The 19,317-nt window shown below is 43.1% G+C and carries 18 protein-coding genes; 17 read left to right on the top strand and 1 reads right to left on the bottom strand.

Annotation, left to right across the window (positions count from 1 at the left end; genetic code table 11):
• Positions 1–36 precede the first annotated feature (36 nt).
• The gene (locus ACFPFU_RS18060) at positions 37–1,377 is read left to right on the top strand and encodes a polysaccharide deacetylase family protein (protein WP_377066645.1); all 1,341 of its coding nucleotides are present in this window, start codon (positions 37–39) and stop codon (positions 1,375–1,377) included.
• A 1,107-nt stretch (positions 1,378–2,484) separates the two neighbouring features.
• Here the strand turns inward: ACFPFU_RS18060 and ACFPFU_RS18055 are convergent.
• Positions 2,485–3,591: a glycoside hydrolase family 43 protein gene (locus tag ACFPFU_RS18055; RefSeq protein WP_377066643.1), complete on the bottom strand. Its 1,107-nt coding sequence runs from the start codon at positions 3,589–3,591 to the stop codon at positions 2,485–2,487.
• A 1,556-nt stretch (positions 3,592–5,147) separates the two neighbouring features.
• Here ACFPFU_RS18055 and ACFPFU_RS18050 point away from each other — a divergent pair.
• The 16 genes from ACFPFU_RS18050 to ACFPFU_RS17975 all read left to right on the top strand — a co-directional run bounded on the left by ACFPFU_RS18050 (position 5,148) and on the right by ACFPFU_RS17975 (position 19,173).
• Positions 5,148–5,660, top strand: coding sequence for an ArsR family transcriptional regulator (locus tag ACFPFU_RS18050; protein WP_377066641.1), 513 nt, complete (start codon positions 5,148–5,150; stop codon positions 5,658–5,660).
• Positions 5,657–6,592, top strand: coding sequence for a glycosyltransferase family 2 protein (locus ACFPFU_RS18045; protein ID WP_377066639.1), 936 nt, complete (start codon positions 5,657–5,659; stop codon positions 6,590–6,592). The genes ACFPFU_RS18050 and ACFPFU_RS18045 overlap by 4 nt, the downstream gene beginning before the upstream one ends.
• Positions 6,589–7,305, top strand: coding sequence for a GNAT family N-acetyltransferase (locus ACFPFU_RS18040; RefSeq protein ID WP_377066637.1), 717 nt, complete (start codon positions 6,589–6,591; stop codon positions 7,303–7,305). The genes ACFPFU_RS18045 and ACFPFU_RS18040 overlap by 4 nt, the downstream gene beginning before the upstream one ends.
• A 9-nt stretch (positions 7,306–7,314) precedes the next feature.
• Complete coding sequence (locus ACFPFU_RS18035) at positions 7,315–8,271, top strand: GNAT family N-acetyltransferase (RefSeq protein WP_377066635.1); 957 nt, start codon at positions 7,315–7,317, stop codon at positions 8,269–8,271.
• Positions 8,272–8,382: 111 nt separating this feature from the next.
• The gene (locus tag ACFPFU_RS18030) at positions 8,383–9,564 is read left to right on the top strand and encodes a hypothetical protein (RefSeq protein WP_377066633.1); all 1,182 of its coding nucleotides are present in this window, start codon (positions 8,383–8,385) and stop codon (positions 9,562–9,564) included.
• A 208-nt stretch (positions 9,565–9,772) separates the two neighbouring features.
• On the top strand, positions 9,773–9,988 hold the full coding sequence (locus ACFPFU_RS18025) for a hypothetical protein (RefSeq protein WP_377066631.1): 216 nt from the start codon (positions 9,773–9,775) through the stop codon (positions 9,986–9,988).
• Entirely contained in the window at positions 9,982–10,359 is a 378-nt protein-coding gene (locus ACFPFU_RS18020; RefSeq protein WP_377066629.1) for a type II toxin-antitoxin system VapC family toxin, read from the top strand. The genes ACFPFU_RS18025 and ACFPFU_RS18020 overlap by 7 nt, the downstream gene beginning before the upstream one ends.
• A 172-nt stretch (positions 10,360–10,531) precedes the next feature.
• Positions 10,532–11,356, top strand: a complete 825-nt coding sequence (locus tag ACFPFU_RS18015; RefSeq protein WP_377066627.1) for an ABC transporter permease — start codon at positions 10,532–10,534, stop codon at positions 11,354–11,356.
• Positions 11,357–12,339: 983 nt separating this feature from the next.
• Complete coding sequence (locus ACFPFU_RS18010) at positions 12,340–12,924, top strand: FkbM family methyltransferase (RefSeq protein ID WP_377066625.1); 585 nt, start codon at positions 12,340–12,342, stop codon at positions 12,922–12,924.
• A complete protein-coding gene (locus ACFPFU_RS18005; RefSeq protein ID WP_377066623.1) occupies positions 12,908–13,642 on the top strand; it encodes a hypothetical protein in 735 nt (244 codons plus the stop codon). The genes ACFPFU_RS18010 and ACFPFU_RS18005 overlap by 17 nt, the downstream gene beginning before the upstream one ends.
• A gap of 64 nt (positions 13,643–13,706) precedes the next feature.
• The gene (locus ACFPFU_RS18000) at positions 13,707–14,957 is read left to right on the top strand and encodes an ABC transporter ATP-binding protein (protein ID WP_377066621.1); all 1,251 of its coding nucleotides are present in this window, start codon (positions 13,707–13,709) and stop codon (positions 14,955–14,957) included.
• A complete protein-coding gene (locus ACFPFU_RS17995; RefSeq protein WP_377066619.1) occupies positions 14,954–15,619 on the top strand; it encodes a class I SAM-dependent methyltransferase in 666 nt (221 codons plus the stop codon). The genes ACFPFU_RS18000 and ACFPFU_RS17995 overlap by 4 nt, the downstream gene beginning before the upstream one ends.
• Complete coding sequence (locus tag ACFPFU_RS17990; protein ID WP_377066617.1) at positions 15,612–16,469, top strand: glycosyltransferase family 2 protein; 858 nt, start codon at positions 15,612–15,614, stop codon at positions 16,467–16,469. Before ACFPFU_RS17995 ends, ACFPFU_RS17990 begins: the two co-directional genes overlap by 8 nt.
• Positions 16,462–17,172, top strand: coding sequence for a class I SAM-dependent methyltransferase (locus tag ACFPFU_RS17985; protein ID WP_377066615.1), 711 nt, complete (start codon positions 16,462–16,464; stop codon positions 17,170–17,172). Before ACFPFU_RS17990 ends, ACFPFU_RS17985 begins: the two co-directional genes overlap by 8 nt.
• Positions 17,173–17,174: 2 nt before the next feature.
• Positions 17,175–18,065, top strand: coding sequence for a glycosyltransferase family 2 protein (locus ACFPFU_RS17980; protein WP_377066613.1), 891 nt, complete (start codon positions 17,175–17,177; stop codon positions 18,063–18,065).
• A gap of 16 nt (positions 18,066–18,081) precedes the next feature.
• Positions 18,082–19,173, top strand: a complete 1,092-nt coding sequence (locus ACFPFU_RS17975) for a glycosyltransferase family 2 protein (RefSeq protein WP_377066611.1) — start codon at positions 18,082–18,084, stop codon at positions 19,171–19,173.
• The last annotated feature ends 144 nt before the right edge of the window (positions 19,174–19,317 follow it).

Genomic DNA, 19,317 nt, shown 5'->3' with positions numbered 1-19,317 from the left:
CGAGGTTAAATGAATAATTTGTTTATTTTTGTTAGGATGAAATACCTACAAGCAAAACGTTATCTATTGTTGCCGGGCCTGTTTTTCGGCCTGCTTTTCAGTTGTACAGAACGGACCGAATCAGGAGATTCAGTCGGGGAAACAATGATCCTGCCTTGGCAGGGGGGCAAAAAACTGGCTGTCTCTGTTACCTACGATGATGGGACCGTCAACCAGTTTAAGAAGGCCATTCCCATCATGAACGACCTGGGGATGAAAGGGACATTTTATATCAATACCGGCGAAATCCCCGGTTCCCAATATCCGGCCAGGTTTATCGGCAGAGATATCCTGGAAATCATCAAAGAAACCGGACAGACGCCCACCAACGCGGACAACCTGTTTGAGAGAGCGTCCGCCATCCGGATGGTGGATACGGAGGGATCGGTGGAAATCCATAACCAGGCGGGAGCCCTGTATGAGCAGGGCAAGGTGCGGGAGGCCTGTGAACTGATTGATGAAGCATATGCCAAGATAAAAGCAATTCCCAATATTCAGCTGCGCGCTCCTAAAGTGCTTGATGGTGAAAGAACAACCTGGGAAGAGATACGGGACTATGCGGTACAGGGACATGAATTTGGTGTTCATACCATTTCCCATCCGAGATTGGCCGTCATGGATGAAGAAAACCTCCTGTATGAGTTGGTTAAATGCCGTGAAGACATTGAAAGGGAATTGGGACCGGAACATACCTTTTCGGCCGAATGCCCTTTTGGTACCGAAGATGAGCGGGTGATGGAATACGCCCTGGAGGAATTTGAAGCCCTGCGCAACCGCATGCCGGAGGAATATCTTCATGAGGTGAACCGTTGGGGTGATTTTGATCCGGCTTATGACCGGAAGCCCTATACCCAATGGCAACGGGGGCCCTTGAGCAAAACTACCCTGGCTCAGAAAAAGGAATGGATAGATGAAGCGCTTACTTCTGTTAACAGCCCGTGGTTGGTGTTGGTATATCACGGTATCGACGGTATCGGCTGGGAAGCCCAGTCCAGTGACAGTATCCAGTCTTATTTCGAATATATACATGATCTTGACGATAAGGTTTGGGTAGGAACTTTTAAAGAAGTGACCCAATATATGCGGGAAAGAATGGCAGCCAACCTCACGGTGGATGTTGATGACAACGGTATTCGGGTAAATCTGAGCCATGACTTGGGGGACCGGTATGATTTCCCCCTGACCCTGCAAACGAGGGTGCCCGGTCATTGGACCTCCGTAACCATCCTGCAGGATGGAACAGAACAAACCTTGCCGGTGGACGGAAAGGACGGAGCGTTTTATGTGGTTTATTCCGGCGTGCCCAACCGCGGGGAGATTATGATTGTGGGACAATAACGGGGCATCGGGAAAGCCAGCGGGCTTCCGTCCGTTGCCCATTGATTCCATTAATTGATACCGATGGACCTCTACATGCTATTTTTAAAATGTTGTTTCAAAAAAGCACTTCCTGTAAAGTAGATAAAGCATAGTTTTTGTATCACTCCGGGGTAAGCCTGTCCGGAACTTGTTCCTGGATTTGTGGATATTTTATGGGACCGGCGGGAACAAGCGGGTACCTCAAATATCATGATTCACAGGACGGATTTTCTGAAGTGTGATTTAGAAGAAATAAAGATTGACCGGGCAAATGCCCCTTTATCATTTATTTTGACCGGGGATGGAAACATTTTATACCCTAATCAATAACATTTGCATCCCATGGGTGTACAGGGGATTGTTTAACTTTGAGATATTAATAAAAAAGGGCGACTTAAGACATCAAACTTATCAACCTATTTGCCTAACCTGATAAACCACTGGTCCATGGAAAAAGGCCGGTGGTTTTTTTTTGGGGAAAGTTTCCGATCGATTTTCTATTCACTGTTTCTCATTCTCTGGTCCTGAATACCGAGTGAATAGGGAAAAGGGAATGGGAGTTTTTGACCGATTTCCTGTTCCCTGTTCCCGATTCCCTATCCCCTGAATATTGAGTGAATAGGGAAAAGAGAACAGGAGGTTCCGTCCGATTCCCTGTTTCCTGGATATTCCCTGAAAAGAGAATGGGAGGTTGCGACCGAATTTCTGTTCCCCGTTCCCTGTTCCCCATTTCCTGAATACTTAGTGAATAGGGAAAAGGGAATGGGAGTTTTTGACCGATTTCCTGTTCCCTGTTCCCGATTCCCTATCCCCTGAATATTGAGTGAATAGGGAAAAGAGAACAGGAGGTTCCGTCCGATTCCCTGTTTCCTGGATATTCCCTGAAAAGAGAATGGGAGGTTGCGACCGAATTTCTGTTCCCCGTTCCCTGTTCCCCATTTCCTGAATACTTAGTGAATAGGGAAAAGGGAATGGGAGTTTTTGACCGATTCCCTGTTCCCCGTTCCCTATTCCCTATTTCCTGAATACTTAGTGAATAGGGAAAAGGGAATGGGAGTTTTTGACCGATTCCCTGTTCCCCGTTCCCTATTCCCTATTTCCTGAATACTGCTGCATAGAATCGATTGTTTTAATAGTCCCGTCCGGCAAGTGTTCCAATGGAGCCATTTTGATATTTCTCAGGTGCGTTTCGCCCGAAAGCTCTGTGTCATGATAGAATAAGTACCATTGCCCTTCAAATTCCGTAATAGAATGGTGGTTGGTCCAGCCTTGGACGGGATTGAGGATCACCCCCTGATAAGTAAAGGGCCCATAAGGGTTATCCCCTGTGCCATAGGCAATATAGTGTGTGTCGCCAGTGGAATAGGAAAAGTAATAGGTGCCGTTATGCTTATGTACCCACGCAGCCTCAAAAAACCTTTTATCATGGTCCCCTGCTTTGATAGCACTTCCGTCATTATTTAGCAAGATAACGTCTTTAGGAGTCTCCGCGAGAGACAGCATATCTTCTGAAAGCCGGGCTATCTTTGGTGCAAGGGCCGGTTGTTCGGGATCTGGTTCTCCATCTGTGGGTTGATCTCCTACAGAAGTATAGGTTTCATCTTTCCACTTTTGCAGTTGACCTCCCCAGATACCTCCCCAGTACAGATAATATTCGCCGTTATCATCTGTAAATACGGCGGGGTCTATGCTGTAGGTTCCGGCAATAGGCTCAGGCTGTGGCACAAAAGGACCCTCTGGCCGATCTGCCACGGCCACCCCAATTTTAAACAGGTCTTGTTCATCTTTGGCGGGAAAATAGAGGTAATATTTTCCGTTCTTCTCCGCTGCATCCGGCGCCCATAGTTGTCTTTTGGCCCAGGGGATATCATCCACATGTAATATCCGCCCATGATCTGTTACAGGACCATCGGGACCTTCCATGGAATAAACCCTGTAATCCTGCATGTCAAAATGGGATCCCCAGTCATCTTGCGGCACTTCTGAAGGCAGGTCGTGGGAGGGATAAATATAGATTTTGCCCTCAAAAACATGGGCGGAAGGATCGGCGGTGTAGCGGTCGGTGACCAGTGGGGGATGAGAAAATTTATTGTCGGTATCCTCTACAACATGTTCTTCATTTTTGCCCGATTCTTTGCAGGCAAGCGAAGTTGCTGAAATAAGGAGAATGACAAGTAGTCTTTTTATTATCATGGCCAATAAGTTTAAATGGGAACTATACAACTGAACCTAAAATTACGAAAAATGAAACTGATTTCAATTTTAGGTTGCGCCCGATTTCCTGTCCCCGTTCTCTGTTCCCTGAATATTCCGTGAAAAGTGAATAGGGAAAAGAGAACAGGAAGTTTCCGCTCGATTCCCTATTCCCTGTTCCCCGCTCCCTATTTCCTGAATACTTTGTGAATAGGGAAAAGAGAACAGGAGGTTTTCGCTCGATTCCCGGTTCCCTGTTCCCAGTTCCCTATTTCCTGAATACTTAGTGAATAGGGAAAAGAGAACAGGAGGTTTCCGCCCGATTCCCTGTTCCCGGTTCTCTATTCCCTGTTTCCTGAATATTCCGTGAAAAGTGAATAGGGAAAAGAGAACAGGAGGTTGTCGCCCGATTCCCTATTCCCTGTTCCCCGCTCCCTATTTCCTGAATACTTAGTGAATAGGGAAAAGAGAACAGGAGGTTGTCGCCCGATTCCCGATTCCCGGTTCTCTATTCCCTGTTCCCTGAATATTCCGTGAAAAGTGAATAGGGAAAAGAGAACAGGAGGTTTCCGCTCGATTCCCTGTTCCCTGTTCCCCGCTCCCTATTTCCTGAATACTTTGTGAATAGGGAAAAGAGAACAGGAGGTTGTCGCCCGATTCCCTGTTCCCGGTTCTCTATTCCCTGTTTCCTGAATACTTAGTGAATAGGGAAAAGAGAACAGGAGGTTGTCGCCCGATTCCCTGTTCCCGGTCCTCTATTCCCTGTTTCCTGAATATTCCGTGAAAAGTGAATAGGGAAAAGAGAACAGGAAGTTTCCGCTCGATTCCCTATTCCCTGTTCCCCGCTCCCTATTTCCTGAATATTCCGTGAAAAGTGAATAGGGAAAAGAGAACAGGAAGTTTTCGCCCGATTCCCTATTCCCTGTTCCCCGTTCCCTATTTCCTGAATACTTAGTGAATAGGGAAAAGAGAACAGGAGGTTGTCGCCCGATTCCCTGTTCCCGGTTCTCTATTCCCTGTTTCCTGAATATTCCGTGAAAAGTGAATAGGGAAAAGAGAACAGGAGGTTTCCGCTCGATTCCCTATTCCCTGTTCCCCGTTCCCTATTTCCTGAATACTTTGTGAATAGGGAAAAGAGAACAGGAGGTTGTCGCCCTATTCCCTGTTCCCCGCTCCCTATTTCCTGAATACTTAGTGAATAGGGAAAAGAGAACAGGAAGTTTTCACCCACCCAAAAAATTTTATTCCCTGCCAAAACTTGCAAATCTAAAACCATCGAGTAATTTTGTTACTCACTGGACAACCGGCCGGTGGGATTGAAGTGGCGAAGCTGTGAATTGATTATCAGTTAGTTACGTACGTGCTTTCAAAAAAGTATTTGCTTGTTCCAAAAAAGTATTTGGAAAAGACTGAGAACCCGGCAAGGTCAGCCATTTTCGAGTGGCATTGGGAATTCAGCTTCGTGACCTAATGAACATTCGTCATCAAGATTGCCGGATGATTTTTTTCCATTCCAATATTATATAGACAGTTAACCCAAAAGAGGGAAATAAAGCATGCTTGACTCCTTAATTACCTCCAAAACCCGGGTAAAGCTTTTGATCAAGTTTTTCTCGAACAAAGGCAACAAGGGCTACCTCAGAGGGTTGGCGGAGGAATTCAGCGAATCCACGAATTCCGTACGGGTGGAACTCAACAGGCTTTCTGAAGCGGGGCTGTTGCTGTCCAGCAATTTTGGGAAAACCAAAAGCTATGAGGCTAACCAGGGCCATCCTTTTTATGAAGAAATCAGAAGCATCGTCACCAAATACCTGGGATTTGATAATCTTATCGAGGTGGTGATCAAAAAACTGGGTAATGTGAAAAAAGCGATGATTACCGGCGATTATGCCAAAGGTATTGATTCAGGTACCATTGAACTGCTGTTGATAGGAAAAGACATCAATTTTGAATACCTGGATTTTTTGATTAAGAAAGCAGAAAAGAAAATCCAGAGGGCGGTCAAGGTTAAGGTAATCATGGAGGAGCCCCGGGAAGGAATTGAGGGATGGGTGGTTTATAACATGTGAAATTGGCAAATTCGACTCTATATATTTCTGTGGTGGTACCGCTGTTTCAGGCTGAAAAGACGGTAAAGGAACTGGTGGGCCGGCTGGATGCCATTTTAAAAAAGACTTGTGCAACATATGAAATTATCCTTGTTGACGACCATAGTGAGGACGGGACATGGGAAAGCGTTGTTTCCATAGCGAGGGGGATGACATCCCTCAAAGGCATCAGGCTAAGCAGGAATTTTGGACAGCACCATGCGATTACCGCCGGACTGGATTTGGCCAGGGGCGAATGGGTGGTGGTCATGGACGGAGATCTGCAGGATCTTCCTGAAGAGATTCCAAACCTGGTTTCCAAAGCCAACCATGGATATGACGTGGTGTTGGCCAGACGGAAAGATCGCCGGGACAGTTGGATCGTTAAGACGGGATCCACGGTGTTTTATAGGCTCTTGGCCTATTTGTCAGGTTCCCCGCAGGATGCCGCAGTCGGGAATTTCGGAATTTACCACCGCACCGTGATAGCCGAGTTGATGAGAATGAAGGAAAGCATCCGCTATTTTCCAGCCATGGTGAAATGGGTGGGGTTCAAACAGACTACTTATGATGTCAAACATGCCCCGGCTGGAGACGGCATAAGCCGCTATAATTTCAGAAAGCGTTTTCATCTGGCGCTGAATACGCTTCTAGCCTATTCGGACAAACCCCTTCGGATGGTAATAAAAATGGGCTTTTGGATTGCGTTTTTGGGCTTTATATATGCGCTGATCACATTTTTCAGATACCTTTTCGGTGCCATTTTGGTACCGGGTTATGCCAGTATCATTGTATCGATTTGGGTATTGTCCGGCCTGGTCCTGATGACCTTGGGAGTGGTAGGATTGTATGTGGGCAAAATTTTTGAAGGCGTTAAGAACAGGCCGCTCTATATCGTTGAAAAAAGCACATGATCCGTAGCCTCTCATTTGATTCCCGGTTGTTTGGATACGCTGTGGGCAGTGTGGAGGTAAGTTCACCGCAGGAATTTGAAGCCTATCTGGCTACGGGGAAGCCGGGGGATTATGATCTGGTTTACGTTTTTTCTTCCGTCGCCTTGGGACCCAACGACAAGCTTTTCGAAGCAGGAGTGAGGGCCAGTATGGTACATGAGAATAATGATTCGGGAAAAAAAAGCAGCACATCCTTACCTCCCCCTTCGGGAGTGATGCTAAATGAATTGGGTACGTCGGCATTGGATAATGAAGCTCAGGCTGAGATGAATAATCTTTCATTACACTGCGGACATCATTCCCGCTTCAAAAAAGATCCGGGGTTTGTTTGTGGGGAATACAATAAACTCTATGGTAACTGGTGGCGCGAAAGCCTCCATAAAGGTTATCGTATGATCATGGCCAAACAACGCGGCCATATCGTAGGGATGGCCTCATGCGGTATCGCCGAAACTTCAGCCTACATCGATCTCTTTTCGGTTCTGCCCGATTTGAGGAGGCAGGGAATAGGAAGGAGCTTGCTGAATAAAGTCATGTCCCTGGCCGGAGATAGAAAAGTAGGTCTGTCTACCCAAAAGGAAAACCTTGCCGCAATGTCATTTTATGAACAGGCGGGGTTTGTCATAGAGAAAGAGACCTGGATATACCACTGGAGGCCCAAGTCTGATGCCTAAGATTGGCTTATGACGATTTTCACGGTGCAGCGGTATCATTCGGGTTTGGAGGACCAATGGGAAAGCGTATTAGAAAGGAGCATCAATGGGACTTTCATGCACAGCAGAAAATTTATCTCGTACCACGGGGACAGGTTTGAGGATTTTTCACTGTTGATTTATAGAGGCGGGGATTTGGTGGCGCTGCTGCCGGCTGAAAAGGAGGGCAAAAAGGTTTTTTCCCACCGGGGCCTGACTTATGCCGGATGGATCGTTGCTCCCGGGTTGGATGAAGCTGATTCAGAAGGGATGATCGGGGCTACCCTGGCCTATCTGGGAAGCCACAAGCTGGAAACACTGATGATAAAATCCGTACCTGAGTTCTATTATACCACATTTTCCCAAGCCCTGTCCCGGGCTTTTCAGCGCCAAAACCCCGAGGTGCTGAAAACCCAGAAGCACTATACCACCTCCTTGCCCTTCAGGATAAAGGACCGGGGTAAGCTTTGGGGAAGGAAAAAAGCCATAGCCCATGGTTTACGGGTGGGGCGATCGGATGATTTTAAGGTGTTCTGGGAAAATATTCTCATTCCCAACCTGCAGGAAAGGCACGCCACCCGGCCTGTACATAAGCTGGAGGAGATCATGCTGCTGCGGGAGCGTTTTCCCGAAAACATTCAGTTGTATCTGGTATTTGACAGGGAGGGGGCCGTGGGAGGATCAGTCCTTTTTGTGACACCGGAAGTGGCCCACACCCAATACATCGCCTCTACACCGGCGGGCCGAAACATGCGGGCCCTGGATCTGCTGATGACCACCTTGCTGGAAGAAACTTTTTCGGAGAAAAAGTACTTCAGCATGGGCATATCCGATGAACCGGATACAGGTTTGCCCAATGAAGGGCTGGTGAAATGGAAAGAAAGTTTGGGTGCCAAGACGTACGGGCAGTGGTTTTATGAATTTGACCTCAACCCCGGACCCCTCTAAAAAGAGAGGGGAGATGATCCTTCAAGGAATTGGGATATGGGAATTAAAAGTTTTTTGTGAAGAACAAGAAAGTTATGAAGCGGATTTCCATTTCTTTTTGTTTGAACTGATTTGAAGGTTTTTCAGAACAACATACCGGCTTTTGGTTTTCAGAGGCTGCCGCTTTGGATGTTTTCCACAAAGGTGCATTTGGCATTTCTTACGGCTTCATTTGCTTTGCTGAACACTTTTTTGTTCCGGCAACTGGGGATTAGGGTGGTAAACGATTCTCCCAGGTACCTCGAGTATGCCGCTAATATGGGCACAAACGGCTTTTACATTGATCCCCACAATATCTGGTACATCGGATATTCTTTTTTCATCCTGGGGGTGAGAAGTGTTCACGATTCTTTGGGAGCTATCGTATTGGCACAGTACCTATTCAGTTTTATGGGGTTGATTGCCGTTTATTTTGCTGCTGGGAAAGTTACGGCGAACTGGCTGATGGCATTGGCTACGGCCATGCTCTATCTGGTGTTTTTTGAAATTTCCATATACAATTCCTATATCCTCTGTGAATCCCTGTTTGTCAGTATGAATGCCATTTGCCTTTATTTTCTGGTCAACTGGTACAGGGGAAATCGGCAGTGGTTTTATTTGGTGCCGGGGGCGTTGGTGCTGATATATACGGTTAGCATTAAACCAACCGGTATCGCCTTGATGGGGGCGATGTTGGCGTTATTTATATTTTTCTTATGGAGGCGTTTGGGGAGTGCGGTTCTGAAAACCGCTTTTGTTGGGCTGGTTGCGATAGGGTTCTTGGTGTTGGTCAACAGGATGTTGGCTACCTATGGGATGATGAATGATTATCGCCTGGGTGAGATAGTATATGGCGTAAGTGGTTTCGACCAAAGCAACTTCTATCCATTATTGACCGTGGAGCGCCCGGAGCAACTGTACCTCCCGGGCCGGTCTTATGGGCCGTTGGCACAGATAGTTCTGTTCATAGGACATCACCCTTTATATTGGTCAAAACTGTTCTTTGGCAAACTGTTTTATTACTTTGCCCATATCAGGCCCTATTGGTCGTTGTGGCACAATGTGTATTCGGTCTTATTGCTGGTCCCGTTGTATGGCTTTGCCATAAAGGGTATGATTTCCTTTTCACCGACGGCCAGGATATTCGTGTTGGCGTTTATCTGTATCCATGCACTGAGTATAGGACTTACGACGGTGGACTGGGACGGCAGGTTTTTGTTGCCCCTGTTGCCGCTGTTGTTTGTATTGGCGGGGAAAGGGGTGAAGGGAGGATGAGGAGATGTTGTGAGGGTTGTCGTGGTTGTCATTGTTGTCGTGGTTAAAGGGTTAGTTGTATTTTAGGTTTTATAAATTCCTTTTTTTATGAAGAGTTACCTTGATTTTGAAGTTTATCAGCTGGCTTTTAGGTGATAAAGAAAGACCTTTGAGTTGCACGTTATTTTTATAATTTTGGTTAATATTATGTAACGAAGTAAAAACGGATATGGAAAAACTGATCATCAATATACCTTCTGGAAAAATAGATTTGGTTAAACAAATCCTTAAAGAACTCGGTGTGTCTTCACAACCCTATGAAAAATCAAAGCTTAGAGCCGATAAAAATAAACTGAAGGGTGTTTCGATATGGACAGAAAAGGATCTGGAAAGCTTTGACGAAGCTAAAAAATCATTTGGTGGACTTACTCCTCAGGAATGGTAGCGGATACAAGCATATTTATCGAACACCTTCGGGCGAGAAAAAAGACCTCGACATTGCTTTATAAATATTTTGATCAAACTCAGTTATTCTTGTCTGCTGTTACAATGTACGAATTATTGATGGGGGCTACAACTGATGAAAAAAAGAATGACGTCAAGATAATCACGGAAGACCTTATTGTTTTGCCTTTTTCAGCTGAAGTAGCTTCCGAGGCAGCAAAAATTTATCACGATTTGAAGAAAAGAAACAAACTGATAGAATTCAGGGACATTTTTATAGCGGCTACCAGTCTGGCGAATGATTTACCTCTGCTTACACTGAACGAGAAGCATTTTAAAAGAATAAAGGGCCTGGATATCCTTCCAGTCTGAAAAAGGGTGGAAGAAAACAACTGTATCCCTCAAAAAATATACCTTTATTACATTTCAGAAGACATTGCTAAAGACCCTATCCCGTTCTGTGTTTCACAATCAGTCGTCGTCGTTTCCCCCCTCCAACCACGACAACCACGACAACAATGACAACCCCGACAACATTTCCACAATGACAACCAAACCAACCAAAATCATTGAACCCAAGTCGGGGTGGCAGCTGGTGGACTTTGAGGAGCTTTGGCGGTACAAAGACCTTCTGTACTTCCTGACCCTGAGAGGGATCAAGGCCCGGTATGCGCAGAGCATTTTGGGGGTCTCCTGGGCGATCATCCAGCCCCTGTTCACCACCATTGTCTTCACCATCGTGTTTGGGGGACTGGCCAAGGTGGATTCGGATGGCATGCCTTATATCCTGTTTTCCTACCTGGCCCTCTGGCCCTGGAATTATTTTTCCGGAACCCTCACCGAGTCGGCCAACAGCCTGATACAGAACGCCAATATGATCACCAAGGTATATTTTCCCCGTATGGTGCTGCCGTTGTCTTCGATCCTTTCGAAACTGTTGGATTTTATCATTGCCTTTGTCGTGGTGGTTGGGCTGATGGGTTATTTCCGGATCAGTCCTGGATGGGGCCTATTGGTTTTGCCGCTGTTGATTGTCCAGTTGCTGATGTGTTCCCTGGGGATAGGCATGGTGCTGTCGGCCATGGCGGTCAAGTACCGGGACGTAAAGCATGCCCTGACCTTTGTGGTGCAGATCCTGTTGTATGCCGCCCCGGTGGTGTACAGTACCACCGCCGTTCCGGAGGTTTACCGGCCTTTTTATATCCTGAATCCGATGGTAGGGGTGATAGAAGGCTTTCGCGCGGCCTTCCTTGACCGGCCCATGCCTTGGGAATGGATCTGGCCGGGGAGCATAGTGGCGGTTTTGGTATTCGTGTTCGGGATGCTGTATTTCCGCCGAATGGAAAGGATATTCGCGGATGTGGCGTGATTTCAACCATGAGGCGGTCCCGATTATCTATTTTTTTTAATCAATCGGGACGGAGGATGGAAAGGATATTTGCAGATGTGGCGTGACCTTCCCCCATCCCCCTCCTGAAGGAGGGGGCGTACGTAGATCATGTGGAACAAGGTATCATCTATTTGAGATAAAGCCGGAATAATCATTGAAAGGAAATCATCCAGGTATAGTCAGATTATATCTGTCCACTATACAAAACTCCCCTTTAGGGGGTATGCACTACGGAGCTTCTCTATCACCGTGGCTTGTGTCTCCACAGGCCACTCATTTCGGTAGGGTACAGATCTGTGGGGACACGGTACTGGTCTGTGAAGACACAGACCAGTGGAAAAAGAAACAAAACTGATCAACATGCTTTCTTCCAAAAAAGGGTAATATATCTCCGTACGACGAGATCAAAACGCCCCGCCTGTGGGGGACTCCGGGTGTGGTTCGATCCGGTTTTATTACAATCAAAAGGCTTCTCTGAAGCCCCAGCACGGTAGGTGTGTTATGATTGTAGCATCGGATGATAACACCGGATGTGCATTTTGATGGCAGAAAATTATCGGTTTATTGGAGACCAGAGCCCCAGCGGGGCGATTTGATTGTATATGACCAAATCTGTAATCAAAGCAGAAAACTATTTGGACACCAGGTGAAACTGTATGATTTATTTTATGTTTCTTTATAATATCAGAGTTAAAATTTATAATTTTAGGAAGAAAAAAAGATATAAAAGATTACTCCATTCTATATTGGAATTTTATAAATCTGAGCAAGGGAAAGAATATAGCAGAGAGATTGAATATATTACCGAGAACGGACTTTGCGTATTTCCTTATTCTTTTTCGTTAAATTATGTCAGGTCAAATATTCAATTTTTTTGGGAGAATGGGTTGCCGTACACGAAATACAGAGGGAAGAATTTATTTCTTTTAAGTGGAAAATCAGAAGATTACTTAAAATCTTATATGAACACAATTTTAATAGAGCAAGATTTTAATTCGCCTCATAGATACATAGACGAAGAATTTAATGTTGACCAGGATGAAACTGTGTTTGATATAGGGGCTGCAGACGGGAATTTTTCGTTGGAAGTTGTTGACAGATGCGATAAAATTTTTTTGTTTGAAAGCAATACCCAGTGGATTAGTCCTCTGAGCAAAACGTTTGAAAACTATGGTGACAAAGTAGAAATAATAAATAAGAAGGCAGGTGATAAAAATGACAAAAGTACCGTTAAAATAGATAGTATAGTAGGTGAAGTAAAAAACAATTTATTTTTTAAAATAGATGTAGATGGATTCGAGAGAGAAGTTTTAAAAGGAATGTGTAATATTTTAAGATCAGCTGTTGGATTAAAAATAGCTATTTGTACTTATCATAATCAAGATGACGCTGTTGAATTTGAAATTTTTTTTAAAAATCTAGGTTTTGAAACAAGTTTTACCCCAGGGGTAATGTTATTTCATTATGATAAGAAAATTAGGAAACCGTTCTTTAGAAAAGGTGTACTAAAGGCCTATAAACCCGAAAATCGTGATAAAAAATCATAAAGTAAGTTTCTGTATTCTATTAACTGCTACAATTTCTCCTGGGGACTTCGACTTTGTTGCTGTAAGATCTTCCCAAGAAAGAGAAATACAATATTTAGAAAGTGTTAAATTTTACAAAAGATTCAACTTGCCAATAGTGTTTATTGATAATTCCAATTTTATATCAAAATCTATCGCAAATGAATTAAATGAAAACGAAGGACATGAGTATCTCACTTTTGAAAGTCAAGAAAGTATAAAGGGCAAAGGTCACGGAGAGATTGAAATAATTACTTATGCTATATCTAAATCGAAAGTCATAAAAGAAAAGGAATTCTTTATTAAAATTTCCGGCCGGTATATCATCGAAAATTTCAAAAATGTACCTCCTTCGAATTGGACAAATTCAGAAGTGGTTATTTGCAATCTTACTAGAAGATTTTCATGGGCAGATACCAGAATAATGTTCGTATCCAAACACTTTTATTTTAACTACTTGCTTCCCACGGCGGAAATAATGCTAAATGAGAAACAAGGAGTATATTTGGAAAAGGTTTATGCAATGAGTGTGCATTTTTTTTTATCTAAAGGAGGAAGATTTAGTTTTTGGAGATCATATCCTTATTATTCGGGTGTCAATGGGACCAACGGGAAAATTATTAAGTTTTCACCTCAAAAAAGAATAAAATATTCAATGTTTTTGAGAATGAAAAAATGGATCCACAATCAAACTATATAAAACTAGAGTTTTGTTTTGGAATGTCCTCGATCAGGGCGCATTTGACAAAGTAAAAATGTATTAAATGCTCAAGCCAGTAATCAAAGTTGAAAACCTCTCCAAACGCTACCGCTTGGGGCTAAAAGAAAAACAAGCCAAAACCCTGGCGGGACAATTGGGGAATATCATCAAATCCCCTTGGGATAATTTTCAGCGTTTGCGAAGGCTGAGTCGGTTTGGGGAAGAAGACCAATCTGTTTTCTGGGCCCTGAAGGATGTTTCTTTTGAGGTAAAGGAAGGAGAGGTGCTGGGCATTATCGGGAAAAACGGAGCGGGGAAATCGACCTTGCTGAAAATTCTTTCTCAAATCACTGAGCCTACATCCGGACGCGTGGAGCTTCATGGGCGGGTGGCGTCCCTGCTGGAGGTGGGCACGGGTTTTCACCCGGAACTGACGGGCCGGGAAAATATCTATATGAACGGCACCATCCTGGGGATGACCAGGAAAGAAATCGACCAGAAACTGGAGGAGATCATTGACTTTTCCGGGGTGGAGAAATTTATCGATACGCCCGTGAAGTTTTATTCTTCCGGGATGAAAGTGCGGCTTGGTTTTTCCGTGGCGGCCCACCTGGAACCGGAAATCCTGATCATCGATGAAGTCCTGGCCGTGGGGGATTATGAGTTTCAGCAAAAATGCCTGGGCAAAATGGAGGATGTCAGTAAAAACCAGGGTAGGACGGTGTTGTTTGTGAGTCATAATATGGGGGCGGTTAAAAACCTCTGTAATAGAGTAATCTGCTTATCCGGTGGGCAGCTGACTTATAATGGGGATTCGAAGACCACAGTTGAATTGTATTTAAGAGGAAAACCCAGCGGAATAGAGAGTGTGCACAAAAGGAATTTTATTCAAAATAGAATCTCAGAGAAGGAAATATACCTAAGAGAATTAAGTATTGAATCAGCCGTAGAAACAGGCCAGCAATTTAAAGTAAAGACAAATATTTTTTCAACTATTAAATCAAGCATTCAATTCTCTTTTACCTTCAAAACTCTTGATCTCCAGCCAGTGTTTCAAATTTATTCAGGACATACAGGGGATAATTTTCAGGTTAAGGAAGGAGAAAATCAATTAAGCTTAGAAATACCTTCATTACCCTTGTCTCAAGGGGATTATAAATGCAATGTTTGGATTGGGTCAAACTGCCAGGTGTATGATTTTATTGAAGGGGAAGTTTTACTTTCAGTAAAGGAAGGAGCTATAGGTGAAAATGGACCGATAAGCACTTATAATGGATATCCCGTAATTTCAAAGGCAAATTGGGAATTAATATGATTAAAAAGGAATACGTAACCCACAAGAGAGAGCCGTTTTTTCAGATTGCGCTTGACTATATCAAAGATGATAGTAAGGTATTGGACATAGGTGCAGGGAATGGCGATTTTTCTAAATATTGCGACAGGGATGATTTCTATCTATACGATGGGAATATCAAAACAGTTGAATACTTAAAGAAGTATCACAAAAATGTTTTTCATGGGATGCTTCCGGTTTTGCCTTTTGAAAATGAGTTTTTTGATGTCATTCATTGCAGCCATGTTGTAGAACACCTACAGCCACAAGACATGTATGATTTTCTGGTTAATGTTGATAAAGTTCTCAAAACGGGTGGGTATCTTGTCATTTCTACCCCATTGTTGTGGTCTGGATTTTACAATGACCTGTCCCATGTTAAACCGTATAGGCCATTTGTATTTGAAAAGTATCTGTGTGGGATACATCTTGAATCTTTGACGAGGTCTCCCGTTTCCATCAACTACAAAAAAGAAAGATTGGAATTCAGGTATTTGAATACCAGTAAAGAATTGGAGTTTTATAGCTTTGATAAAAACATATTTGTCAGAGTTTTTTTGAGTTGTTTTTACCGTTTGAAAAAGAGAGGATTGGGTATTTATAGCAAAACGGGCTACACGATTGTATTAAAGAAAAATGGCTAACTCGTCTTTAGTTTCCATCCTTATCCCCAATTACAACAAGGCTCCTTATCTCCAGGAGACTTTGGAGTCTGTATTGTCCCAGACTTATCCGCATTGGGAATGTATTATTGTGGATGATCATAGCACGGATAATTCCTGGGAGATTTTGCAAGAATATACTGAAATGGATTCCCGGTTTAAGATTTATCGAAGACCTGATAATTTACCAAAAGGGGGGAATGTTTGTAGGAATTATGCTTTTGAATTGTCAGAAGGTGAGTATATAAATTGGTTTGACAGTGATGATGTGATGAAGTCTGATTTTATACAGACCAAAATTTCTTCATTTAGGGATCGATCTGTTGATGCTGTTATTTCCCGAATGTATAGATTTGAAAACGGAAGTGAAATTGAGACAAATTGGATTCCTTTTTTTGAAAATGTTATAGAGGAGTATTTGGTTAAAGATATTCATTTTCACACAGCTGGACCAATGTTCTTAAGAACTTTTCTGATTGGTAAAAAGCTTTTTAATTCTAAGGTGAAAGTTGGACAAGAAAAGGAATTTTACTTTAGGCTGCTCTGTCAGGGAATGAGGTTTGTTGTTTTAGATCAATATTTGATGCTTTATTTTGATAGGGATAATTCAGTATTAGATACTTTCAGGAAAAAGAAGGTGTCATTTGAACACTGGAGGTATCGTTATTGTTTGATTGATTCCCTGGTTAGTTATAAGGTTAATATAAGTAATTTCAAGTCACTGGTAAATTTATGGTCGTACAAGATTTTTGTATTAGCATTGAGAGAGGGGAAAGTAAAATATAGTGTAAGGATGCTTTATGTGTTGATTCGGAATAAAATATATGTATAAGTATTCGGAATTGGTACATAATACTGAGGCGGCTGAGGTGGTTTTGCCGATTTTATTTTCCATAATTGATAAGCCGGAGTCAGTTCTGGATGTCGGTTGTGGAATCGGAACTTGGCTACATGTGTTTAAGAATCAAGGTGTTCAGGAGGTATTTGGTATAGATGGGGATTATGTGGATGGAGAGATGCTATCTAAATATATCGACCAAAATGAGTTTCAGGCTTTGGATCTGGAGAAGTCTTTTGATCTTGACAAAAAGTTTGATCTGGTCATATCCCTGGAAGTTGCGGAACACCTTAATGAATATACCGCACATATTTTTGTGGATAGCATATGCAGGCACTCGGACATCATACTTTTTTCCGCTGCTATTCCAGGTCAAGGTGGACAAAATCATATCAATGAACAATGGCCAGAATATTGGGCAAGAATCTTTCAAAAACACGGTTACGTCTTTTTAGATCCAATAAGGCCACTAATCTGGGAGGATTCCCGGGTTGATTTCTGGTACCGACAGAATATTTTTCTTGTCGTGAAGGAAGAACACTTGCTTTCCAAACGGTTTCCGGTATCCCATAAGGCATTAGTTCATCCCGAATTGCTTGGCAAGTTGGTGGAGAGTTATGGGAAACAGTTGGATATATTAAACAAGCGGTTGGAAATCCATCCGCTCAAGCGTTGGATTAAGTTATTAATTTCTTAAAGATGCCAAGAATCATAAATATAGCCCCCTTTGAACCCCTGAAAAATTACGACTTGTCGGGGATTAAAGATATAAGCATTTTGATCAAGACACTGGAGCGTGAAACGCACCTCAGCCAGTTACTGGATTCGATCAATAGGTATGGATTTCGAGGCCCAGTGATCATAGCAGATGATAGTAAGATACCTTATAAATCCAGTATTTTGGAAAAGTACATGGACTTGAATATAACTTACTTGGAGCTTCCCTATGATACAGGAACCGCGGAGGGAAGAAACCGCATGTTGGAATTGGTCAATACTCCCTTTTTTTTACTCTGCGATGATGATTTTGTTTTTGATAACCGAACCAGGATCCCGGTAATGCGAGACTTTCTTGTGGGAAATGAGTTGGATATTTTGGGAGGGGTTTTTCGGCAACATAACCGAAAGACAAGGCTAGGAAAATGGTTGCTAAGCATAAATCGCCGGCTAGGAGATAAAGGGTACGTCTTACCATCATTTCAGATATATGAATACCATGCGGGATTGGAAGTCCATCCCGATAGGATTTCGCTGACGTCAATTCCGTATTCTGATCCGTTTACCCGCTGTGATCTGATACATAATTTTTTTTTGGCAAGGACAGAAAAAGTAAAATCATTCGGAGCTTGGAATCCGATTTTGAAGGGAGGAGAGCATCAGAATTTCTTTATTCGGGCCAAACTAGCTGGCCTTAAAGTGGCTACAACAAGACGATGTGGAGTGATCCATGACCAGTGGACTCCCAATTCTTTAGCCTATCAGCAATTGAGGGATAGAGGAAATGAGTATCAAATGCTTGCGCTGAAGGAGTTCGGTGTAGACAGATTGGAAAACTATCGAGAAGTTTTGGGAGGTTCTTTTGGAATTTAAAAATCCCCTATTTTCCTTGATTATCCCCTGTTTCAATCAAGGTTCCTATCTTCAGGATTGCCTGAAGTCGATATTACTTCAGGATTTTCCCAATTGGCAGGCAATTGTCGTAAACGACGGAAGTACAGACAATACAGCAGAAGTGGGTACTAGTTTTTCAAAAGAAGACTCCCGTATTCAGACAATTAGCCAGGGGAACTTAGGACTGTCAGAAGCGCGAAATACGGGGATGAGATATGCACTCGGTGATTTCTTGATTTTTCTGGATGCGGATGATTGGTTGGAGCCTCATTGCCTGAGAACATATTCAAATTATGCCCAATCTTCTTCAGGCCAGGTTTTATATAGATGTGGTTATTCCTATTCGGATCAGCCCGATGGTAGAAAATTTCATTCGCATATCCCCACTGGCAATGGTGAGATTTATCCAAAAGTCCTGGAGCAAAATCTCGGGCCTTGTCATTCTCTGTTGATTTCGAAAGAATTTTCTACCTTAATAGGGGGATTTGACCCTTCACTGAAGAGTTGTGAAGACTGGGACTTTTGGATTCGGGCAGGCAAGATGGGCGCTTCTATTGAGTCGATTCCAGAGGTGTTGGTGGCATATAGATATATTTCTAGTAGCATGAGCAGAAACCCGTTGGTGATGTATGAGTCTTTAACAGCGGTTTCTATAAAAGGAGCCGGTTTTGATTCCAGATTGCCAAAAGAGGCTGTTTATAACCAAGAATATCCACTCGATACCTCTTCTGTACAAAAGCATCATTTGATCCGTGTATTGGGGATACTTTTGCACAAGGGGAGTGTGGATGAAGCGGTACATTGGTATATGCAAGAAAAGGGAACATGGAAATGGAATATTAAAACAAAAGATTGGAATGGTTTAAGTAGCTATTTGACATGGAGGTATTTTCTTGATAAGGAAGATTGTATGTTCATTAAAAAGAATACTTTATCCACGGTTCGTTTGTTTTTAGAAGAATTGAACTATTCCCCCCGCGAAGTCAGAGCTATCTTGCGCTCTGTATTCGCACCTCAATTAAAAAAAATGAATCATTATCGCTATGGTCCACTATTCGGGCGAATAGTTAACAGAATTGTATATTGAGTAGGTCACGAGTTCTATTTCTAGCAGATTTTGTTCCACTATCTATTAATGATGGGAAAAGACAACGGACTTACGGATGGCTGAAAGGGCTTTCAAGATATTTTGATATAGATTATTTGGTATTGGGAAATAGAACTGATTATG

The sequence above is a fragment of the Negadavirga shengliensis genome, assembly GCF_042652345.1.
Classification (GTDB): Bacteria; Bacteroidota; Bacteroidia; order Cytophagales; family Cyclobacteriaceae; genus Negadavirga; species Negadavirga shengliensis.
This window is presented reverse-complemented; position numbering and strand designations above follow the sequence as displayed.